This window comes from Halalkalicoccus paucihalophilus, from assembly GCF_001593955.1.
Lineage (GTDB): Archaea > Halobacteriota > Halobacteria > Halobacteriales > Halalkalicoccaceae > Halalkalicoccus > Halalkalicoccus paucihalophilus.
This window is the reverse complement of record NZ_LTAZ01000001.1, coordinates 114687-130922: the sequence shown is the minus strand read 5'-3', so window position 1 is coordinate 130922 and position 16236 is coordinate 114687. Positions and strand designations below refer to the sequence as shown.

23 protein-coding genes and 2 tRNA genes are annotated in these 16236 nt (G+C 67.7%); 9 read left to right on the top strand and 16 right to left on the bottom strand.

Annotation, left to right across the window (positions count from 1 at the left end):
• Window positions 1–5: 5 nt before the first annotated feature.
• Window positions 6–773: an aldo/keto reductase gene (locus tag HAPAU_RS00670; RefSeq protein ID WP_066378273.1), complete on the bottom strand. Its 768-nt coding sequence runs from the start codon at window positions 771–773 to the stop codon at window positions 6–8.
• 77 nt (window positions 774–850) lie between these two features.
• Here HAPAU_RS00670 and HAPAU_RS00665 point away from each other — a divergent pair, with 77 nt between their 5' ends.
• Genes HAPAU_RS00665 through HAPAU_RS00650 form a run of 4 tightly spaced genes read left to right on the top strand, consistent with a single transcriptional unit; the run spans window position 851 to window position 2333 of the window.
• Entirely contained in the window at window positions 851–1582 is a 732-nt protein-coding gene (locus HAPAU_RS00665) for a DUF2103 domain-containing protein (RefSeq protein WP_066378272.1), read from the top strand.
• Window positions 1583–1627: 45 nt separating this feature from the next.
• On the top strand, window positions 1628–1936 hold the full coding sequence (locus HAPAU_RS00660) for a 50S ribosomal protein L37ae (protein ID WP_245634001.1): 309 nt from the start codon (window positions 1628–1630) through the stop codon (window positions 1934–1936).
• Window positions 1933–2067 carry a DNA-directed RNA polymerase subunit P gene (locus HAPAU_RS00655; RefSeq protein ID WP_066378269.1) on the top strand — a complete coding sequence of 45 codons (135 nt, stop codon included), beginning with the start codon at window positions 1933–1935 and terminating at the stop codon, window positions 2065–2067. The genes HAPAU_RS00660 and HAPAU_RS00655 overlap by 4 nt, the downstream gene beginning before the upstream one ends.
• Window positions 2064–2333, top strand: coding sequence for a KEOPS complex subunit Pcc1 (locus tag HAPAU_RS00650; RefSeq protein ID WP_066378267.1), 270 nt, complete (start codon window positions 2064–2066; stop codon window positions 2331–2333). Before HAPAU_RS00655 ends, HAPAU_RS00650 begins: the two co-directional genes overlap by 4 nt.
• 33 nt (window positions 2334–2366) lie before the next feature.
• Here HAPAU_RS00650 and HAPAU_RS00645 read toward each other — a convergent pair whose 3' ends face one another.
• The gene (locus tag HAPAU_RS00645; RefSeq protein ID WP_245634000.1) at window positions 2367–2834 is read right to left on the bottom strand and encodes a DUF2062 domain-containing protein; all 468 of its coding nucleotides are present in this window, start codon (window positions 2832–2834) and stop codon (window positions 2367–2369) included.
• Between the two features lie 150 nt (window positions 2835–2984).
• Here HAPAU_RS00645 and HAPAU_RS00640 point away from each other — a divergent pair, with 150 nt between their 5' ends.
• Window positions 2985–3383, top strand: a complete 399-nt coding sequence (locus HAPAU_RS00640; RefSeq protein ID WP_066378263.1) for a prefoldin subunit beta — start codon at window positions 2985–2987, stop codon at window positions 3381–3383.
• Window positions 3384–3626, top strand: coding sequence for a DUF3194 domain-containing protein (locus tag HAPAU_RS00635; RefSeq protein WP_066378261.1), 243 nt, complete (start codon window positions 3384–3386; stop codon window positions 3624–3626).
• Here the strand turns inward: HAPAU_RS00635 and HAPAU_RS00630 are convergent, their stop codons facing one another.
• Window positions 3627–4178 carry a GMP synthase subunit A gene (locus tag HAPAU_RS00630; protein WP_066378260.1) on the bottom strand — a complete coding sequence of 184 codons (552 nt, stop codon included), beginning with the start codon at window positions 4176–4178 and terminating at the stop codon, window positions 3627–3629.
• A gap of 39 nt (window positions 4179–4217) precedes the next feature.
• Window positions 4218–4733 (bottom strand): DUF7097 family protein, encoded by a 516-nt coding sequence (locus tag HAPAU_RS00625; RefSeq protein WP_066378258.1) that lies wholly within the window; start codon window positions 4731–4733, stop codon window positions 4218–4220.
• 84 nt (window positions 4734–4817) lie between these two features.
• On the opposite strand from HAPAU_RS00625, the gene HAPAU_RS00620 reads away from it, so the two are divergent.
• Both HAPAU_RS00620 and HAPAU_RS00615 read left to right on the top strand, forming a co-directional pair.
• On the top strand, window positions 4818–5159 hold the full coding sequence (locus tag HAPAU_RS00620; protein ID WP_066378251.1) for a DUF192 domain-containing protein: 342 nt from the start codon (window positions 4818–4820) through the stop codon (window positions 5157–5159).
• Window positions 5160–5283: 124 nt separating this feature from the next.
• The gene (locus HAPAU_RS00615) at window positions 5284–6828 is read left to right on the top strand and encodes a (R)-citramalate synthase (protein WP_066378250.1); all 1545 of its coding nucleotides are present in this window, start codon (window positions 5284–5286) and stop codon (window positions 6826–6828) included.
• Here HAPAU_RS00615 and HAPAU_RS00610 read toward each other — a convergent pair.
• The 11 genes from HAPAU_RS00610 to HAPAU_RS00560 all read right to left on the bottom strand — a co-directional run bounded on the left by HAPAU_RS00610 (window position 6825) and on the right by HAPAU_RS00560 (window position 15646).
• A complete protein-coding gene (locus HAPAU_RS00610) occupies window positions 6825–7142 on the bottom strand; it encodes a HalOD1 output domain-containing protein (RefSeq protein ID WP_066379359.1) in 318 nt (105 codons plus the stop codon). The genes HAPAU_RS00615 and HAPAU_RS00610 overlap by 4 nt on opposite strands.
• A 328-nt stretch (window positions 7143–7470) precedes the next feature.
• A tRNA-Ser gene (locus HAPAU_RS00605) sits at window positions 7471–7555 on the bottom strand.
• An 83-nt stretch (window positions 7556–7638) separates the two neighbouring features.
• Window positions 7639–9183, bottom strand: coding sequence for a cobyric acid synthase (locus HAPAU_RS00600; protein WP_066378248.1), 1545 nt, complete (start codon window positions 9181–9183; stop codon window positions 7639–7641).
• The gene (locus HAPAU_RS00595; protein WP_066378247.1) at window positions 9184–9855 is read right to left on the bottom strand and encodes a cob(I)yrinic acid a,c-diamide adenosyltransferase; all 672 of its coding nucleotides are present in this window, start codon (window positions 9853–9855) and stop codon (window positions 9184–9186) included.
• 9 nt (window positions 9856–9864) lie between these two features.
• A complete protein-coding gene (locus HAPAU_RS00590) occupies window positions 9865–10602 on the bottom strand; it encodes an adenosylcobinamide amidohydrolase (protein WP_066378244.1) in 738 nt (245 codons plus the stop codon).
• Window positions 10595–11605, bottom strand: coding sequence for an aminotransferase class I/II-fold pyridoxal phosphate-dependent enzyme (locus tag HAPAU_RS00585; RefSeq protein ID WP_066378242.1), 1011 nt, complete (start codon window positions 11603–11605; stop codon window positions 10595–10597). The genes HAPAU_RS00590 and HAPAU_RS00585 overlap by 8 nt, the downstream gene beginning before the upstream one ends.
• Window positions 11606–11627: 22 nt before the next feature.
• Window positions 11628–12173 carry an NTP transferase domain-containing protein gene (locus tag HAPAU_RS00580; RefSeq protein WP_066378239.1) on the bottom strand — a complete coding sequence of 182 codons (546 nt, stop codon included), beginning with the start codon at window positions 12171–12173 and terminating at the stop codon, window positions 11628–11630.
• Window positions 12173–12907: an adenosylcobinamide-GDP ribazoletransferase gene (gene cobS / locus HAPAU_RS00575; RefSeq protein ID WP_066378235.1), complete on the bottom strand. Its 735-nt coding sequence runs from the start codon at window positions 12905–12907 to the stop codon at window positions 12173–12175. Before cobS ends, HAPAU_RS00580 begins: the two co-directional genes overlap by 1 nt.
• Window positions 12898–13797 (bottom strand): adenosylcobinamide-phosphate synthase CbiB, encoded by a 900-nt coding sequence (gene cbiB / locus HAPAU_RS00570; protein ID WP_066378234.1) that lies wholly within the window; start codon window positions 13795–13797, stop codon window positions 12898–12900. Before cbiB ends, cobS begins: the two co-directional genes overlap by 10 nt.
• Window positions 13794–14408 carry an HAD family hydrolase gene (locus tag HAPAU_RS00565; protein ID WP_066378232.1) on the bottom strand — a complete coding sequence of 205 codons (615 nt, stop codon included), beginning with the start codon at window positions 14406–14408 and terminating at the stop codon, window positions 13794–13796. The genes cbiB and HAPAU_RS00565 overlap by 4 nt, the downstream gene beginning before the upstream one ends.
• A 38-nt stretch (window positions 14409–14446) precedes the next feature.
• Window positions 14447–15646 (bottom strand): M24 family metallopeptidase, encoded by a 1200-nt coding sequence (locus HAPAU_RS00560; protein WP_066378228.1) that lies wholly within the window; start codon window positions 15644–15646, stop codon window positions 14447–14449.
• Between the two features lie 86 nt (window positions 15647–15732).
• Between HAPAU_RS00560 and HAPAU_RS00555 the strand changes: the two genes are divergently transcribed.
• Entirely contained in the window at window positions 15733–16044 is a 312-nt protein-coding gene (locus HAPAU_RS00555; protein WP_066378226.1) for a phage repressor protein, read from the top strand.
• Between the two features lie 66 nt (window positions 16045–16110).
• Here the strand turns inward: HAPAU_RS00555 and HAPAU_RS00550 are convergent.
• Window positions 16111–16184: transfer RNA gene (locus HAPAU_RS00550), tRNA-Tyr, on the bottom strand.
• Between the last annotated feature and the right edge of the window lie 52 nt (window positions 16185–16236).

The following is a 16236-nucleotide window of genomic DNA, read 5'->3' as shown; positions in this document are numbered from 1 at the left end:
TGCTCTCACTCGAACAGTTTTCGCTCCTCCTCGATCCCCTCGATCCGCTCGCGTTCCTCGGCGGTTAGTTCGAGGCCGGCACCCGCGAGGTTCGCCTCCAAGTGCTCCTCGCTGCTTGCCTTCGGGATGGTGACGACGCCGTCTTTCGCCGTGAGCCACGCGAGGCTCACTTCTGCCTCGCTGACCCCCCGTTCCTCGGCGACCTCCCGGATCTCGGGGAGTTCGAACACCGCCCCCTGTGCGAGCGGCGAGTACGCGACGAGCGTGTGCCGTGCGGTACGGGCGTATTCGAGCAGTTCGCGCTGTCCATAGAGCGGGTGCATCTCGACCTGATGGGCCGCGATCGGCCCGGCGAGGATTTCACGAGCTTCCTCGAGTTGGTCGATCGAGAAGTTGCTCAGGCCGACGTGCTCGATCAGCCCGTCCTCGCGGAGCGAATCGAACTCCGGGAGCGTCGCCCCGGGATCGTAGGCCTCGATGGGGCGATGGACGTAGAGCAGCTCTACGAAATCGAGACCCAGTCGGTCGAGGCTCGCCTCCGCACTCGACCGGACGTCCTCGGGCGCGAGGTTATCGGCCCAGACCTTCGTGGCCACCGTGAGTTCCTCGCGGGACACGTCGGCGCGGGCGATCCCCTCGCCGACCACGTCCTCGTTCTCGTAGATCTGTGCGGTGTCGAGGTGGTGATAGCCCAGTTCGATCGCCCGCGCGATGGTATCGGGGTCCTCGATGCCCATCGTCCCGAGACCGATCTTCGGGAGAGTCGGTTCCATGCCCTCCCCTTGGCGGCCCGGGACGAATGGCTGTCGGAAGCGGTCGGGTTTTATTCCACCGCGGGGTAGGGAGAGCGATGCGGTGTCGCGAGTGTCACTCGGAGCTCGAGAAGCCGGGCGATTACTGTCTGGTCTGTCGCTCGGCGAACGCCGACAGCGTGGTCTGTGAGATCGACCGGGACCGGGTCACGCTGACGATGCTCAACGGCGAGGACGTGCTCGGCGAGACGACGATCACGACGGTCCCCGAATCGGGCGACCCCGCCGAGGTCGTCGAGCGCCGGAACTTCGCGGGCCGGGTCGCAGACGAGATCCAGCGAAAGCGTCCTCAGGAGGTGTACGCCGCCGGCGATCGGGAGGTCCTCGCGGAGATCCGCGCCCAACTCCACTACGACTTCTATCGAGTGACCGACGCGGACGACGACCCTGTCGAGGCCGTGCGCGGCCGGATCGGCGAGCCCGCGCTGGCGACCGTCGACACGCCCCCCGAGGGGAAGATCGGCGGGAGCCACTCGACGTTGATCGGGGGGCGAACCGGGATGAAGGTCATCCACCACGTCGCGGGCCACCCCCACGTCAAGAAGGTGATTCCGGGGCCGATCGACGCCGGGGGTAGTGGCTCGCGATCGGGGCTGCGCGCGAAGGCGACCCGCGCGGGCGCGAACGGCAACGTCCGACTGCTGCTTCGGGACGGCTCGAGCGTGCAGGAAAACAGGGTCGTGACCACTGCCCCCGACCGCGAGACCGGCGAGCGGGTGCGGGCGGATCTCAACGAACTGTTGGACGAGGAAGGTTTTGGGGTGGACTAACCGACCCGTCGCGAGCGGGGTGCGACGGTCGCGAAGGACAGGCTTATGTGCGCCCTGCGGGTACTGACTGGTACTATGGCTAGAAGCAAATCGGGAGGCGTCGGCAGCGCGGGGCGCTTCGGTGCGCGCTACGGTCGCGTCGCGCGCCGCCGGGTCTCGGACATCGAGGATGACATGCACGATTCGCACACCTGTCCCGACTGTGGTGGGGACGACGTCTCGCGGGCCGGCACCGGGATCTGGCGGTGTGGCGCGTGTGGCTACGAGTTCGCGGGCGGCACCTACCGACCCGAGACGCCCGCCGGACGTACCGTCTCGCGATCGATTCGTGCGGCCCTCTCCGAGGACGAATGAGCTACAAGTGCTCGCGGTGTAAACGCGACGTCGAACTCGACGAGTACGGCGGCGTTCGCTGTCCGTACTGCGGGCACCGCGTCCTGCTCAAGGAGCGCAGCCGCGACGTCAAGGAAGTCGACGTCGAGTGAGCGCGCCCCACGACTCGTTTCTGACGTTCGAGTACGACGACCGATCCCGTGCACGCCTCGTCGAGCGCTCGATCCGCCCCGAGATCGGCGAGATCGACGACGAGCGCTCGTGGACGGTCCTCTCGCGCGAGGGGGAGACGCTCTCGGTCCACATCGAAGCCGAGGACCTCGTCGCGTTGCGCGCGGCGATGAACACGTGGCTGACGCTGGTCGACGTGGCCGAGACGGTCGGTCGAACCCGGACCGGATCGCGTCCCGCCGAGTAGAACGTCTCATGTCTCCCGGGTGCGATGGCGACCTCATTTCGACGGTCGTTCCGGCAGGAGTTCGGCGATCCCTATCTCGTGTCCTCGGCACGCCCTGACGAACCGGAGCGCCAGTACGTAGCCGATGACGGTGAAGACGACCGCGAGGAGCACGTTCCCGAGCAGGAGCCGGGCGACGATCCCCGGTCCCGCCCCGAAGGAGACGTCCGCGGGGGAGACGCCCGGAACCGGACCGAGCAGGAGGGTGCCGATCCAGAAACTCGCCGCGTAGACGCCCCATTTGGCGGCCGGGTTGAGGACGACGACCGAGGCGAACAGCGCGAGTTTGCTCACCCGATCGAAGAGGTAGACGATGGCGACGAACAGAAGCAGTCCCGTCCCCAGCGTCGGAAGCGCCGTGATGAAGACCCCGATGGCGAAGCTCGCGGCGATGTCGTGTGGCGGGTGGTTCTCCGCGGAGACCGCTTCGAGTTCCGATCGGACGGCCCTCCGATAGGCCATTACCCGCTCTCGGAGCATTGTCTGTCCGCACGGCTTCCAGTGGAATCAACGCTTCGCACTGCTCGCGCCGGTTCCTCCCTACCGTGGGGTGTTCTCCCACTCGGCGGGCCAAAGCGGGGGTTTTTCAGTCCGGGTCGCCTCGGTCGGGGTATGCAGGGCAACCTACCGCCGGAAGCACAGGAGAAACTCGAACAGCTACAGGACCTCCAGGAGACGGCCCAGCAGGTCGCCGCCCAGAAGAACCAGGCCGAGTCCACGCTCAACGAGTCCCAAAGCGCCCTCGAAACCCTCGAGGACGTCGAGGAGGGGACCACGATGTACCGCGAGGCCGGCGAACTTCTGATCGAGACCGACCGCGAGAGCGCCGAGGACGAACTCGACGAGAAGGTTGACAGCCTCGAGGTCCGCCTCGAAACGCTGAAGAAACAGGAAGAGCGCGTCCAGACGCAGTTCGAGGAGCTCCAGCAGGAACTCCAGCAGATGCTCGGCGGTGCGGGCGGTCCGGCGGGCCCGGCAGGCGGTCCGAGCCCCGGTCCCGGCGGCGCGTAGATGGAACCGACGGACGAGGAGGTCGTACGGACCGCGGCCGAGGCCGCAGAAGGGCTGATCTTCTCGCGGTACCGTCGCTCGGAGGTCGACGACCTGGACGTAACGGTGCGCTTCGAGGACGGCGTCCTCAAGGTCGACGTCTATCTCAACGTCGAGGACGACGAAGCAGAGCAGGTCGCAGAAGAGGCCGTGCTGGCCGCCGAGTCGGCCGTCGACGACCTGTTCGAGTCCGCCGAGGAGTAGTTACCGGGTCTCACAGACCGACCGGAAGTTCTCGAAGACCTCTTCACCCGCTTCCGTGTGTGCGACCTCGGGATGCCACTGGACGCCGTAGAGCGCCCGATCGGGATCGCTCATCGCCTCGATCCCACAGACGTCGCTTCTGGCGGTGCGTTCGAATCCCTCGGGGAGTTCAGTCACCTCGTCTGCGTGACTCGCCCAGACGCGGGTCTCTGGCGCGAGCGAGCCCACGAGATGGTCCTCCTCCGCGACGATCTCGACGGTGACGTCGGCGTACCCCCCGTACTCGCCGTTTCCGACGGAACCGCCGAGTTCGTCCGCGATCACCTGCATCCCGAGACAGATCCCCAACACGGGGACGTCGAGGTCGAGGTACTCCCCGCACCGGCCCGCCCGGTCCATGTCGGGACCGCCCGAGAGGACGAGGCCGTCGGCGTCGATCTCCTCCGGCGGTGTTTCGTTGTCGATCGTCTCCGTCTCGACGCCGATGTCGCGGAGCACCCGTCCTTCGAGATGGGTGAACTGGCCGTGGTTGTCGACCACGTCGATTCTCATTGCCGGCAGTAGCGGGTCGGCGGGCAAAAGGGGCGCGGATCACCGCTCGTAGCGCTCGCTTGCGGGTTCGAAACCCACCTCGTCGAGTTCGCGGCTCCGCCGACCTTCCGCTTCGGCGAGCGCCTCGGCGCTCGGAGAGGCGTCGTCGTCGATGCGCGCCCACGAGTCGTGGATCCGCGCGTGACACCACCGACAGAGGACGACCGTGATTTCGTGGCTGGGGTCTTCACCGTCCCCCGGATACGAGAGGTGGTGTTCCTCGAGCAGCGGACGCTCGTGCGTGTGGGCCATCCGTCGCTCCTCCAGTCCGCAGCGACGACACTCCCGGTCGCTCGCCCGCGATCGAAAGTGCGGACAGTCACACCAGTCGCATTCCTCCTCGCTTACGAGACACACATACCCCTCCGCGTGCCGTTCGCGGGCGAACCCGGGGTCCTCCTCGGGTCGCTCGATCGCGAACCGACAGCGGCCGTCGCTCGTGAGATGGTCACAGCGCTCGACGTGCTCGTAGGGGTCGTCGACGCCCACCGGGGTGCCGCTCGGTGTTCGCTCCATCCGGTAGGTCGTTTTCGAGCGATCGGGTCAAAAGGGTTCCGTGCCGGCCACAAGGCTCATGCCGTGGGTTTGCCGAGTTCCCGTGTGCGCCTCGTTCACCGCGACCTCGACATCACTATCGCCACCGACGTCGAGGTCGCCGACTCGTTTCTCGCCCGTGCCCGCGGGCTGATGTTCCGCCGGTCGATCCCCGACGATTACGCACTGGTCTTCGAGTTCGGCAAGCCCGTTACCCGATCGCTGCACATGCTGTTCGTCCCGTTTCCGATCGACGCGGTCTGGCTCGTCGACCACGAGGTCACCCACGTCGACCGTTTGGACGCCCGGACCGGCGTCGGGCGCGGGCGGGCCGATAGGATCCTCGAACTCCCGGCGGGAACCGTCGAAGGCGTCCGCGTCGGCGACCGGATCGAGATAGTAGAGTGATACGAACCCCGGTTATCTGACGGGACCACCACGTTGATATAGGACCTGCCCCATCGTCAGGGTACAATGGAGAGCAACCCTCACCATTCGGTTACGGAGGATAGAGGAAGTCGGGGCGACCCGGCTGGATGCGAAATTCTCCCCCGAATATAACCCACTTTTCGAACGGCTCGAATCGCTCGACTCGGTAGACGTTCTCGACACGACGCTTCGCGACGGCGAGCAAGCGCCGGGTATCTCGCTGTCGCCCGAACAGAAGGCCGATATCGCCCGCGCGCTCGATGCCGCTGCCGTGCCCTACATCGAGGCCGGCAGCGCCTGCACTGGCGAGGGCGAGCGCCGCACCATCTCGCGTGTGACCGACCTCGGGCTGGACGCGACGATCACGAGCTTCGCCCGCGGCGTGCAAAGCGACGTCGACCTCGCGCTCGAGTGTGGCGTCGACGGCGTCAACCTCGTTGTCCCCGCGAGCGACCGGCACATCGAGGGCAAGGTCGGCACCACCCGCGACGGGGTCGTCGAGCGCACGGTCGAACTGGTCGACTACGCCACGGACCACGGCCTCTGGGTCGAGGTCATCGGCGAGGACGGCTCGCGTGCGGACCTCGACTTCCTCGTCGAACTGCTCGGCGGGGCACTAGAGGCTGGTGCCGACCGGGTCTGTTACGCCGACACCGTCGGCCACGCGGGCCCCGATGAAGCCGCAGAGGCCGTCTCGCGGTTGGCCGAACTGGGGCCGACCAGTACCCACACCCACGACGACCTCGGGCTCGGGATGGCGAACACGCTTGCGAGCGTCGCCGCGGGCGCGGATCTGGTCCACACGACCGTCAACGGCGTCGGCGAGCGCGCGGGCAACGTCGCCTTAGAGGAGGTGGCGATCGCGTTCGATCACTCCTACGGGGTCGAAACGGTCGACACCACCCAGTTATACGATCTGGCGGGGCTCGTCTCGCGCTATACCGGCGTTCCCTTGCCCCCGAACAAGGCCGTGATCGGCGAGAACGCCTTCGCACACGAAAGCGGGATCCACACGGACGGCACGCTCAAGGACGAGCGGATGTACGAGCCCTACTCCCCGGAGAAAGTGGGTCGGGAACGCCGGCTCGTCCTCGGAAAACACACCGGACGGGCGGGTGCGCGCGCCGCGCTCGCAGAACACGACGTCGAGGTGAGCGGGGCGAACCTCGAGGAGGTCGTCTCCCGGGTCAAGGAACTCGCGGACCGCGGTAAGCGCGTCACGGACGCGGACCTGCTTGCGATCACCGAGGACGTCAGGGGAACCGAACGCGAACGCCGGGTCGAACTGCTCGACCTCACCGCGGCGAGCGGCGGCGCGACGCCCACCGCGAGCGTTCGGCTCCGCGTCGACGACGACGAGCGGGTCGCAAGCGGCGTCGGCAGCGGTCCCGTCGATGCGGCGGTCTCGGCGGTCCGGGAGGCGCTCGGGTCGGCGGCCGACGCCCAGCTCGATTCCTATCACGTCGACGCGATCACCGGCGGCACGGACGCCGTGGTGACCGTCGAGGTCACGATGTCGCGCGGGGATCGAACGGTGACGGTCGCGCGCAGCGACGCCGACATCACGCGCGCGAGCGTCGTGGCGATGGTCGACGCGCTGGATCGCCTGCTCGTCGCCGGTTCGGAGCCGGTGCCCGCCGACGACTAGTCCTCGATCCGCCGGAGTTCTATCTCGCCGGTGGCGTAGACGGTGATCCGGTGTTCTTCGAGGGGGAACTGGACGACCCCGTTGTCGCGGTCCGTCCGGTGGCGGACGGGTCGAAAGAGCCCGTCGAGGCAGTCCGGATCGATCACGTCCGCCAGCACCCGCGAGGACGGTCCCTCGACGTCGACGGCCTCCTCGATGGCCTCGATGACGGTCGTACTGAGTGCGCGTCGGCTCTCGAAGTCGTGGGTCGTCTGATAGACTCGCGGCTCGTCCTCGCCGACGAGACCGTTCTGACGGTCACCGTCGTCAGTCATCTTCGTTCGGACCCCGCCGACCTGCACATAATCAGTTCGACCATTATCCTTCATATATAAATATATTATCGCTTTCATCCGAGTGCCGATCTGACGAGAGTGACCGTATTCGGGTGTTTGACGGGAGCTGTCGATACTTCTATTCATGTACGAATAGCCGCAGCTCCGTCTAGACGTGCTGTTCGGGCGAGCGATGAGTGGAGTAGGGAACGGTCCCAAACGGTTCAGGGACGTGACGGTTCCCGGCGTCGCCGATATCCCGTTCGGGACCGTTGTTCGGCGTGAGATCGCTGAGTCGCGACTCCGTGTATAATCGGACGAAGGATGACGCCGAGGGAGAGATTTGAACTCTCGAGTCCGTAAGGACAGCAGATTTCGAATCTGCCGCCTTGGCCGGGCTAGGCTACCTCGGCTCGTCTCCTCTTACACCGGGCTGTATTTTAGTTGTTTCGTTTTCATTAGTGCCATTCGTTGACACACGGAATGCGCCTCCGAATCATCCCGTATCCGGAACGTTCCGTCGGTCGAACCCGAGCGCGTCGAGGGAAACGTGATCGGTCACCAGCGTCGCAGCCCGGTCGAAGGGGGTCGCCCGTTCGGAGGAGTCGGGTCGTTCGCGTCCAGCGCCCTCGAAGGTCCCATCCAGAAACGCATCCCTCGCGACCCGGTTCTCGAAGAGACCGTGGAGGTAGGTTCCCACCACCCCGTTGGCCGCGGCCCCCTCCCCCTCGAACGGTCGCTCCGTGGGGCCAGTGAGTCGGCTCTCGCCCATGTGGATCTCGTAGCCGGTTACCCGACCGCTCGCGCCCGCGAGCGGACCGACCCCCCGAAGGGCGCGTTCGACGCGCTCGACGCGTTTCTCCGTGGAAAAACGCGTCTCGACCGGCAGGAGGCCGAACCCCTCGATCACGTCCTCGTCGCCGGTCCCCTCGATCGCGGCGTTCGTGATCCGCTCGCCGAGCATCTGATAGCCCCCACACAGGCCGACGACCGGCCCCGAGAACTCGTTGAGCCGGTCGCCGAAGTCCGCCTCGTGGAGTTCTCGGAGGTCGTCGACGGTGTTTTTGGTTCCGGGGAGGACGACCGCGTCCGCTCCATTCAGGACCGTCTCGGGCGGGCCGTAGGCGACGCCGACCCTCGGTTCGCGCGCCAGCGGTTCGAGGTCGGTGAAATTGGAGATCCGCGAGAGGTGGGGGACGGCGATCCGCACCCCTGAGGGGTCGCCGTAGACAGCCGTCTCCCCGCTTGCCGGAAGCGAGACGCTGTCTTCAGCAGGCAGACCGGGGTCGTTGTAGGGCAGTACCCCCAGTATCGGGACGCCCGTTCGCTCCTCTATCTCGTCGATCCCCGGCTCTAGGAGCGAGGGATCGCCGCGGAACTTCGTGATCAGCGCGCCGACCACCCGTTCACGACAGTCTTCGGGCATGAGTTCGAGGGTACCGTAGAGGCTCGCAAAGGCCCCGCCGCGCTCGATGTCACAGAGGAGCAGGACCTCCGCGTCTCGCGACTCGGTCGCTCGGTCGTCCGGTCGTCCTTCCGGCGCGACCCGGTCGGCAAAGCGGGCGGTCTCGACGTTCGCCAGATCCCGATCCGAGAAGTTGATCTCCGCGATGGAGCCCGCGCCCTCGGCGATTATCACGTCGTATTCGGCGGCGAGGCGTGCGTGGGCGGCGCGGGCGGCCTCGCGGGCGCGCTCCCAGCCGTTCTCGTAGTACTCCCCTGCCCCGACGTTTTCCACCGCCTCGCCGTCGATCACCAACTGGCTCTCGCCGTCGCCCCGTGGTTTGAGGAGTACGGGGTTCATGTCCGTGGTGGCCTCCACACGAGCGGCCCGCGCCTGGACGTACTGGGAGACGCCGATCTCGCCGAACTCGGTGGGCTCGGTCGCCCGCGGGACCGCCCGCGCGTTGTTCGACATGTTCTGGGCCTTGAACGGCGCGACCCGGACCCCACGGTCCCAGAGCGCCCGACACAGCCCCGCCGCGACCGTGCTCTTGCCGACGTGGCTCGCCGTACCCGCGACCAGCAGGGTTCGGGCCATTCAGTACTCGGTGCCCTTCCGGGCGCGCTGTCCCTCCTCGAACTGGTGTTTCTCCTTGCGGACGTGCGTCACGAGGTCCGCACCGTCGTAGAGGTACTCGGGCTTCTCGTGACCTCCCGTCAGAACGAGTTCGAGGTTGTCCGGTTTGGTTTCGATCAACTTGACGAGCTCGTCGGGATCGACCAGCTCCCTGTTGGCGGCGTAGACGACCTCGTCGAGGAGCAGCATGTGCATTCCCGCCTCGGGGTCACCGTCGAGGTCGAGCGGCTCCGTGAGGTCGACCGCCCGCGCCGCCTCGACGAGTTCGCGGGCCCGCTCGAACCCGGCGTCGGCCTCGCTCTCGTGATCCGTGTCCTCGCTGCCGTCGCGCATACCGTGCCAGCCGTAGTGGCCCGCGTTCTCGTAGCTGAATCCCGGCATCGCCCGGATCGCGTTGTACTCCCCGCGGACGTCCTCAACGCTCGCGGCCCCGCCCTTCATGAACTGGAGCATATGCACGCGAAAGCCGTGGCCGGCGGCACGAAAGCCCATCCCCATCGCCGCCGTCGTTTTACCCTTGCCGTCGCCCCACCAACACTGCACGCGCCCGAACTCGTCGGGTGCGCTCGGCTCGATCTCGCGGGCTTTCGGTGTCTTTCCTCTGCCGGGCGTGTTCTCGTGGGGTTCGCTCATACCCGCGTGTTATCGCGAGTCCACTTCTCCGGTTCGGTCCGTGCGCTCGGGGTCGATCCGACTGACCGCGGCGCGTTCGGTCGTCTCGATCCCGTACTCGGCCTCGGTGAGGGTGGGCGGCTCCCCGTCGGAATACCGCGAGTCGAGGCTCGCGGCCACCGCCTCGCGCACGCAGGCGCGGGCCGCGGCGCCCACCGGCGTGGCGCTGCCGGTGAATTCCACGGGATCGCCCGTCGGATCGCAGGCGGCGATCACCGCGTCGGTGGTCGTCCCCGGCACGCCCGTTTTCGCCAGTAGCGTCGCGGCTTTGGCCTCCGCAACCACGGCAAGCAGGTTCGCGAGTGCGCCCACCTCGCAGGCGCGGGTCGTCCCGACGATCACGTTGACCGTGCCCGCGTGCACCCCTCGTCCGGCGGGCACGCTCGCCTCTCCGGAGGGATCCATCGGCAAAGCCGCCGGGTTCGAGACGCCCGCAGTGGCGATCGCCTCGACGGGCCCGTAGCGCGCGCGGCGGGCGTGTTCGAGGTCGACGCCGGTCAGCAGCGTCGGACCCGATCGCTCGAAATCAGCGCGCTCGCATCGGGCGGCGACGTAGCTCGTGAGGTCGGTTTCGCCCCACCCTTCGGGCACCGAGACGTTGTACGCCACCGCGCCCTCGGAGGGACCGCCGTTCCAGCCCGTACTCAGCCACCGGGTCCCCTCGCGTTCGACCCGCAGGACATCCTCACGAACCTGCGTCTCAAACATCCAACAGCGCGTCGAGCAGCCGGTTGTTCTCCCTGGGCCGGCGGATCGCGACCCTGACGTGCGAATCGAGTCCCCGGAAGGTTCGGGCGTCCCGGACCGTCAGGTCCTCCAGTTCGACGCGGTCGATCACCCGGTCGACCGGGCGCTCGCCCACGTCGAGCAGGAGGAACGGGGCCTCGGAGGGGGCGACCTCGTACTCGCCGTCGAGGGCCGCGACCATCCGCTCGCGTTCGGTCCGCACCCGCCGGCGGGTCTCTCGGACGAACTCGCGTTGACCCATGCAGTGGGACCCGACCGCCGCCGCCGGCGTCGAGAGGTTCCACGCCCGCCGGGCGTTTTCGAGGCGCTCGCGGTGCTCGCCGTTCGCGACCAGAAACCCCGCACGGAGGCCCGGTAGCCCGAAGAGTTTCGTGAGCGACCGGACGACGATCACCCCACGCTGGCCCGCCATCGAGGGCCGGTCGGTAAAGCCGAAGAAGGCCTCGTCGACGAGCAACGCGGTGTCACCCTCCCGACACCGGTCGAGGAACTCGAGCATATCGCCCGACTCGTAGACCGTCCCGGTGGGGTTGTTCGGGTTGCAGACGATCGCCACCGCGTGGTCGGTCGGGTCGCTCTCACAGATCTCGTCGTGGGGGACGTATTCGACCTCCGCGCCCTGGAGTTCGACCTCGCGGGCGTACTCGCCGAAACTCGGCGACGGCACGAGCACCGAGTCCCCACAGGAGACGGTCGTCGCGAGCGCGAGTCGGAGTCCGGCCAGCCCGCCCGGTGTCGGCAGGATCTCCTCGGGTGGACAGCCGACGTACTCGCCCGCGGCGGTCCGGTACTCGCAGTAGTCGTCTGCCGGGTAGCGTTTCGACTGCATGAGCGCCCCCTCGTAGACGCCAGCGATCCCCGGCGGCGTCTGCGGGTTGACGTTCGCGCTGAAGTCCGTTATCCCCGGGTCGGAACACCCCCCGTGTGGAACGCGTCCGACCCTCTCCGTCGCGTCTGGCTTCATACCTTCCCATGATCGAGGAGCGTTAGAAGCGTTCGGAAATGACAGACGAAGCGACTTCCAAGTCCTCGTACGTGTTGACGTTGACCGCGAGCCCGATCCGATCGAGCACCCGAACCGAATCCGGGCCGTCCCCGACGACGTTCAGGCCCGTCGGCGCGACCTGCCGACCGTCGTGCTCGAAACGCGTCCCGACGCTGAGCCCGAGTTCCCGTTTTCGATCGACGGGGACACAGACCGTGAGCGATCCGTTCTCGTCTCCTTCGAGTGCGGCCCGAACGTCCGCCGCCCGGACGAGCGGGAGATCCGCGGTCACAGTCAAGACGGGTCGTTCTACACGGGAGAGCGCCACCGAGAGGTCGGAAACGTAGCCCTCTCCGGGCGTCTCGACGATCGGAACCCGTCCTTCGAGATGCGCCCGCGTTTCGGGGGTGTGCGGTGAGGGGGTGGCGTGGACGGTGTCGGCGACGGGCGAAATCGCCGCCAATACCCGATCGACCATCGGTTCCCCGCCGACTTCGACCAGCGGTTTCTCGCCCATACCGAGACGAGTGCCCCGTCCGCCACACATCAGGAGAGCGTCCACACGACCACCCCCGCATGCAGCGCGAGGACGCGCCCGAGTTCGTTCGCCGTACCCAGCACGTCGCCGCTTACCCCGCCCAGTCGGCGGGTCGCCCACCGACCCACCACCGCGGCCGACAGCGCCGCGCCCGCGACGGCCACGAGCGCCGGGGTCGAGAGGACCGCCACGGGCAGGATCGCGGCGAGGGGACCGGCGAGCGCCCGCTGCCCTTGACCGACGAACTGTGAACCCATCCCCTCGTGGGCGGGGTCGCCGAGACAGATCAGGAGGGCCATCCCGAACTTCGCGCCGACCTCGGCGGCGATCACGATCCCGGCGGCCGCGACGACCGGTAGCGCCGCGAGCGCCAGTCCCGCAAGCGCCAGTCCCGCGAGGACGACGCCGAGCGCGAGGGTTGCGCCGACGCCGGTGGTGGTATCGCGCATGACCTCGCGGCGTTTTTCCCGGTCGCCGTGGACGACCGCCGCATCGCCCAGATCCGCGACGCCGTCGGCGTGGTTGACCCCGGTGAGGAGGTATACCGTGAGGATGAAGGCGAACGTTGTGGTCGGCTCCGGAATCGGGAGCACGAACGGGACCGCGAGCAGCGCTCCGATGGAGTAGCCCGCGAGCGGGAAGGCCGCCGGCGTCCGGCGAAAGGCCTCCCACGCCCCCTTCTCGTGGCCGATTGGCAAGCGAGTGAGGAAGCCAAGCGCTCCCCGCAGTGCGGCTACGACCACACGAACACCCCCGAAAGCAGGTAGGCGAGCGCCCCCGCGAGCGCGACGACCCTGACTCCTCGCCGGGCTTCGCTTACAGTTGGGAGCTCCCGAGCAGGGTTCAGGACGTAGACGCCGGGTTTTTCGAGACGCACGCCAAGCACCGCCGCGAGCGTCGCCATCGGCCATCCGGAGTTCGGCGAGGGCGGCGCGCGCGCCCACTCGCGTGCTCGGAGGAGTGCACCCGGGTTCGCTCCGGCGAGCGCGATCAGGACGGCACTCGCCCGTGCAGGAAGCCACATGACGCAGTCGTCGAGGCGGGCGCTCGCGGTTCCATGCGATTTCTCCGGGTAGCCGAGCATCGAATCGAGCGTGTTGACCGCCTTGACCCACGCCGCCCCGCCAGCCGCGAGCGACAGCGAGAACGGCGAAAGAAGGGCGAACGCGGAAAGGGGTGCCACCAGTCCGTCGGCGAGGTTTTCCGCGGCGCTTTCCGTGGCGGCGCTGCGGAGTTCGCCCGCCGAGAGCTCCGCAGCGCTGCGCCCGGCGAGCGCCCGCACTGACTCGCGTGCCTCCGCGAGGTCGCGCTCGCTCTCGGCGATCACGTCGCGGGCGACATCCAGTAACATCCGCAGGCTCGTCGAGACGAACAGCGCGAGCCCGGCGGCGACGACCCCCAGGAAGGGATCGAGGGGGGCGGCGAGCGAAACGACTCCCACGACCGCGCCCGCCGCGAGCGCGGGGAGAACGAGGGCGCTGGCTAGCCCCACTGCTCGGGGGTGGGCCCACTCGCGGTCGACTCGCTCGATCGCCCTTCCGAACCACGCCACCGGGTGGGCCCTCGCGGGCGGCTCCCCCCATGCTAGTTCGAGGCCCACCGCGAGCGCGAGCGTCGCGAGCGTGAGGCTCATCGCCTCCCGAGGAGTTCGGGCACCTCGTCGAGCGTTATCCCGTCGAGAACGAGCGCGCGTCCGCCACAGGTGTCGATCCCGCCGTCTTCCGGCGAATCCCCGACGTGTGTGAGCTCCCCGACCGGGACTCCCAGATCGGCGGCGATCGCCTCGAACGCCTTCGGGTGTGGTTTTCGCCAGCCACAGCCCACGCTCGTCACGACCGCGTCGAACTCCCCGCGCAGGTCCGCACGGATCAGGGTTCGGGAAACGAGTTCGGGCACGCTGCAGTTCGAGAGGAGACCGACGGGACCTGACTCACGGGCCGCCGCGATCGCCTCACCAGCGCCCTCCCGGCGCTCGACGTCGGGATCGAACGCCGCGATCACGGCTCTCCGGGCCGCGTTCTCCGGGACCGCGACCCCACACGAGGACAGCGCCCGCGCGACGTGGGCGGGAAGCGGCACCTCGGCGCCCTCGGGCGCGTCGATATGGGGTGTGCGGTAGGCGTCGTCCCAGTCCTCGGGAACGGCCACGCCGCGGGCTTCGAGCTCCGTCGCGATCGCTCGTGGTGGATCCGTGGGGTTCGTCACACGGACGAGCGTACCGAAGAGGTCGAACGAGACTGCCACGTAGGTGTGATCGAGGAAAGTGGACTTGAATCGCTCGGTCAGCGGATCACGTTCGCCTCCAGCTCGCGCGGGAAGTAGGTGAGGGGTTCGACGCCTTCGTCGGTGATCGCGATCGTATCCGAGTGGCGATATCCTTCCGTCTCGGTGTAGATCCCCGGCTCGATCGTATAGACGTGTCCCGGTCGCATCACGGCATCCGCTTCGTCATTCTTCGTTCTCTCGTCCTCGCAGTGTTCCGACCACCCGCGGTCGATGTACGGCGGCTCGTGTCCTCCGAGGCCGATGTTGTGTCCGACGTGGTGTCGGGCGAGGTCGGCGATCCCCTGTTCTTCGAAGTAGCTGTGGACTGTTTCGTCCACGTCGGCGAGGGGGACGCCCGGCCCGAGCGCCTCGATGGCGATGGTCTGAGCTTCGAGCATCAACTCGAAGTAGTGGGCTTGTTCGTCCGTATAGTCCCCGACGAACATCGTCCGTTCGAGTTCGGAGTGATACCCGTCGACGTTCGCGCTCGCGCCCGTGATGAGGACGTCGCCCTCCCGCAGGCGTTGGTTGGGCGTGTGGCCGTGGGGTAGGGCGGTCTCGTGGGCGCTGATGTAGCCTGCATGGACGGGCCCGCTCGCGCGCACCCGTTCGACGAACCGGTCCCCGAGGGTGTCGAGCATGGCTCTAGAGGCCTCCATCGAGGCGCGCTGACTCACGGTTGCGGGGTGGGAACCGGGCTCGGTGAAGTCCGCGAGGTACCGGTGTCCGAGGGTCGCCCATTTCGCGGACTCACGGATCAGCTCGATCTCGGCCGCCGACTTCTCCCAGCGCATCCGCGGGACCCACGACTGGCGTTCGACCTCCACGAACTTCGAGAGCGAAGGGCCCTCGTAGCCCATGACGCCGGGCGCGCCGTCTGCGTCCGCCAGTACCGACTCGGCTCCCATCCCCTGTAGCATCTCCGCTGCGGTTTCGATCGGCTTCCCGCCGGGGTAGTCGAAGTAGCTGTGGAGACGGTCGATCCGCGGGTTTCCCTCGACCCGCTCGACCTCCAGTCGGGGCACGACCAGTTCACAGCGCTCGGCGGTCACGCCGAGGACCACCGGGCGTTCGGTCTGGATATGGGCGAAACCGGTGAGATACTCGATGCTGGTCGCGTCGAACCAGACGCCTGCGTCGTGTTCGCCGTCGGCGATCCGCTCGCGGACGGTTTCGAGTCGCGCGTCGAATTCCTCGTCGGGAAGGCGTGTCGCCATGCCACTGGCTGACGGTGGGTCGTCGCTTAAGCGTCCCGAACCGCTCGGAGCGGCGGGACTAATACCGACGCGCCCGAAGGGCGGGTATGAGCGACGGACTCCTCTCGCGGCTGTTGCGCGGCGGGTTCAGGGAACAGGAGGCTCGCCTGCGGATCGACTGGATGACCCACACCGACGAGCGGATCATGGCCCTGCTCGAGGGAGGCGGGGCGGCGACGCCCGCCGAGATCGCTGCCAACCTCGAAAAGAGCGAGGAGTACGTCGCCGATCGCTGCCGGCAGCTCGCGATCCGTGACCTGCTCGCGGGTGGGCCCGACGAGTATCGGTTGGCCGAGCGCGGCGCGGCCTATCTCGCCGAGGAGATCGGGGCCGATGAACTGGCCGCCGACGGGAACTGAGCCGGGTACTAGAGTGATACGGCGCGTCGAAACCGACCGGGGACTCGGTAGTTGCGAGAAAACGAGTCCGCTCTCCCCGATTCGAACGGGGGACAAGCCGATCTACAGTCGGCTGCTCTACCAGGCTGAGCTAAGAGCGGCGTCACCTATCGGTCGTGCGTTTTCGGACTTAAGCATTGTTATTCGCCCGAC

Bases quoted from the DNA above. Each gene is read 5' to 3' on its own strand.
- HAPAU_RS00640 (WP_066378263.1), top strand. From the start codon at position 2,985: ATGCAGGGCAACCTACCGCCGGAAGCACAGGAGAAACTCGAACAGCTA.
- HAPAU_RS00645 (WP_245634000.1), bottom strand. From the start codon at position 2,834: ATGGCCTATCGGAGGGCCGTCCGATCGGAACTCGAAGCGGTCTCCGCG.
- HAPAU_RS00555 (WP_066378226.1), top strand. From the start codon at position 15,733: ATGAGCGACGGACTCCTCTCGCGGCTGTTGCGCGGCGGGTTCAGGGAA.
- HAPAU_RS00660 (WP_245634001.1), top strand. From the start codon at position 1,628: ATGTGCGCCCTGCGGGTACTGACTGGTACTATGGCTAGAAGCAAATCG.
- HAPAU_RS00665 (WP_066378272.1), top strand. From the start codon at position 851: ATGCGGTGTCGCGAGTGTCACTCGGAGCTCGAGAAGCCGGGCGATTAC.
- HAPAU_RS00670 (WP_066378273.1), bottom strand. From the start codon at position 773: ATGGAACCGACTCTCCCGAAGATCGGTCTCGGGACGATGGGCATCGAG.
- HAPAU_RS00655 (WP_066378269.1), top strand. From the start codon at position 1,933: ATGAGCTACAAGTGCTCGCGGTGTAAACGCGACGTCGAACTCGACGAG.
- HAPAU_RS00580 (WP_066378239.1), bottom strand. From the start codon at position 12,173: ATGTGTGGCGGACGGGGCACTCGTCTCGGTATGGGCGAGAAACCGCTG.
- HAPAU_RS00610 (WP_066379359.1), bottom strand. From the start codon at position 7,142: ATGACTGACGACGGTGACCGTCAGAACGGTCTCGTCGGCGAGGACGAG.
- HAPAU_RS00600 (WP_066378248.1), bottom strand. From the start codon at position 9,183: ATGGCCCGAACCCTGCTGGTCGCGGGTACGGCGAGCCACGTCGGCAAG.
- HAPAU_RS00595 (WP_066378247.1), bottom strand. From the start codon at position 9,855: ATGAGCGAACCCCACGAGAACACGCCCGGCAGAGGAAAGACACCGAAA.
- HAPAU_RS00585 (WP_066378242.1), bottom strand. From the start codon at position 11,605: ATGAAGCCAGACGCGACGGAGAGGGTCGGACGCGTTCCACACGGGGGG.
- HAPAU_RS00630 (WP_066378260.1), bottom strand. From the start codon at position 4,178: ATGAGAATCGACGTGGTCGACAACCACGGCCAGTTCACCCATCTCGAA.
- cbiB (WP_066378234.1), bottom strand. From the start codon at position 13,797: ATGAGCCTCACGCTCGCGACGCTCGCGCTCGCGGTGGGCCTCGAACTA.
- HAPAU_RS00635 (WP_066378261.1), top strand. From the start codon at position 3,384: ATGGAACCGACGGACGAGGAGGTCGTACGGACCGCGGCCGAGGCCGCA.
- HAPAU_RS00590 (WP_066378244.1), bottom strand. From the start codon at position 10,602: ATGTTTGAGACGCAGGTTCGTGAGGATGTCCTGCGGGTCGAACGCGAG.
- HAPAU_RS00560 (WP_066378228.1), bottom strand. From the start codon at position 15,646: ATGGCGACACGCCTTCCCGACGAGGAATTCGACGCGCGACTCGAAACC.
- HAPAU_RS00625 (WP_066378258.1), bottom strand. From the start codon at position 4,733: ATGGAGCGAACACCGAGCGGCACCCCGGTGGGCGTCGACGACCCCTAC.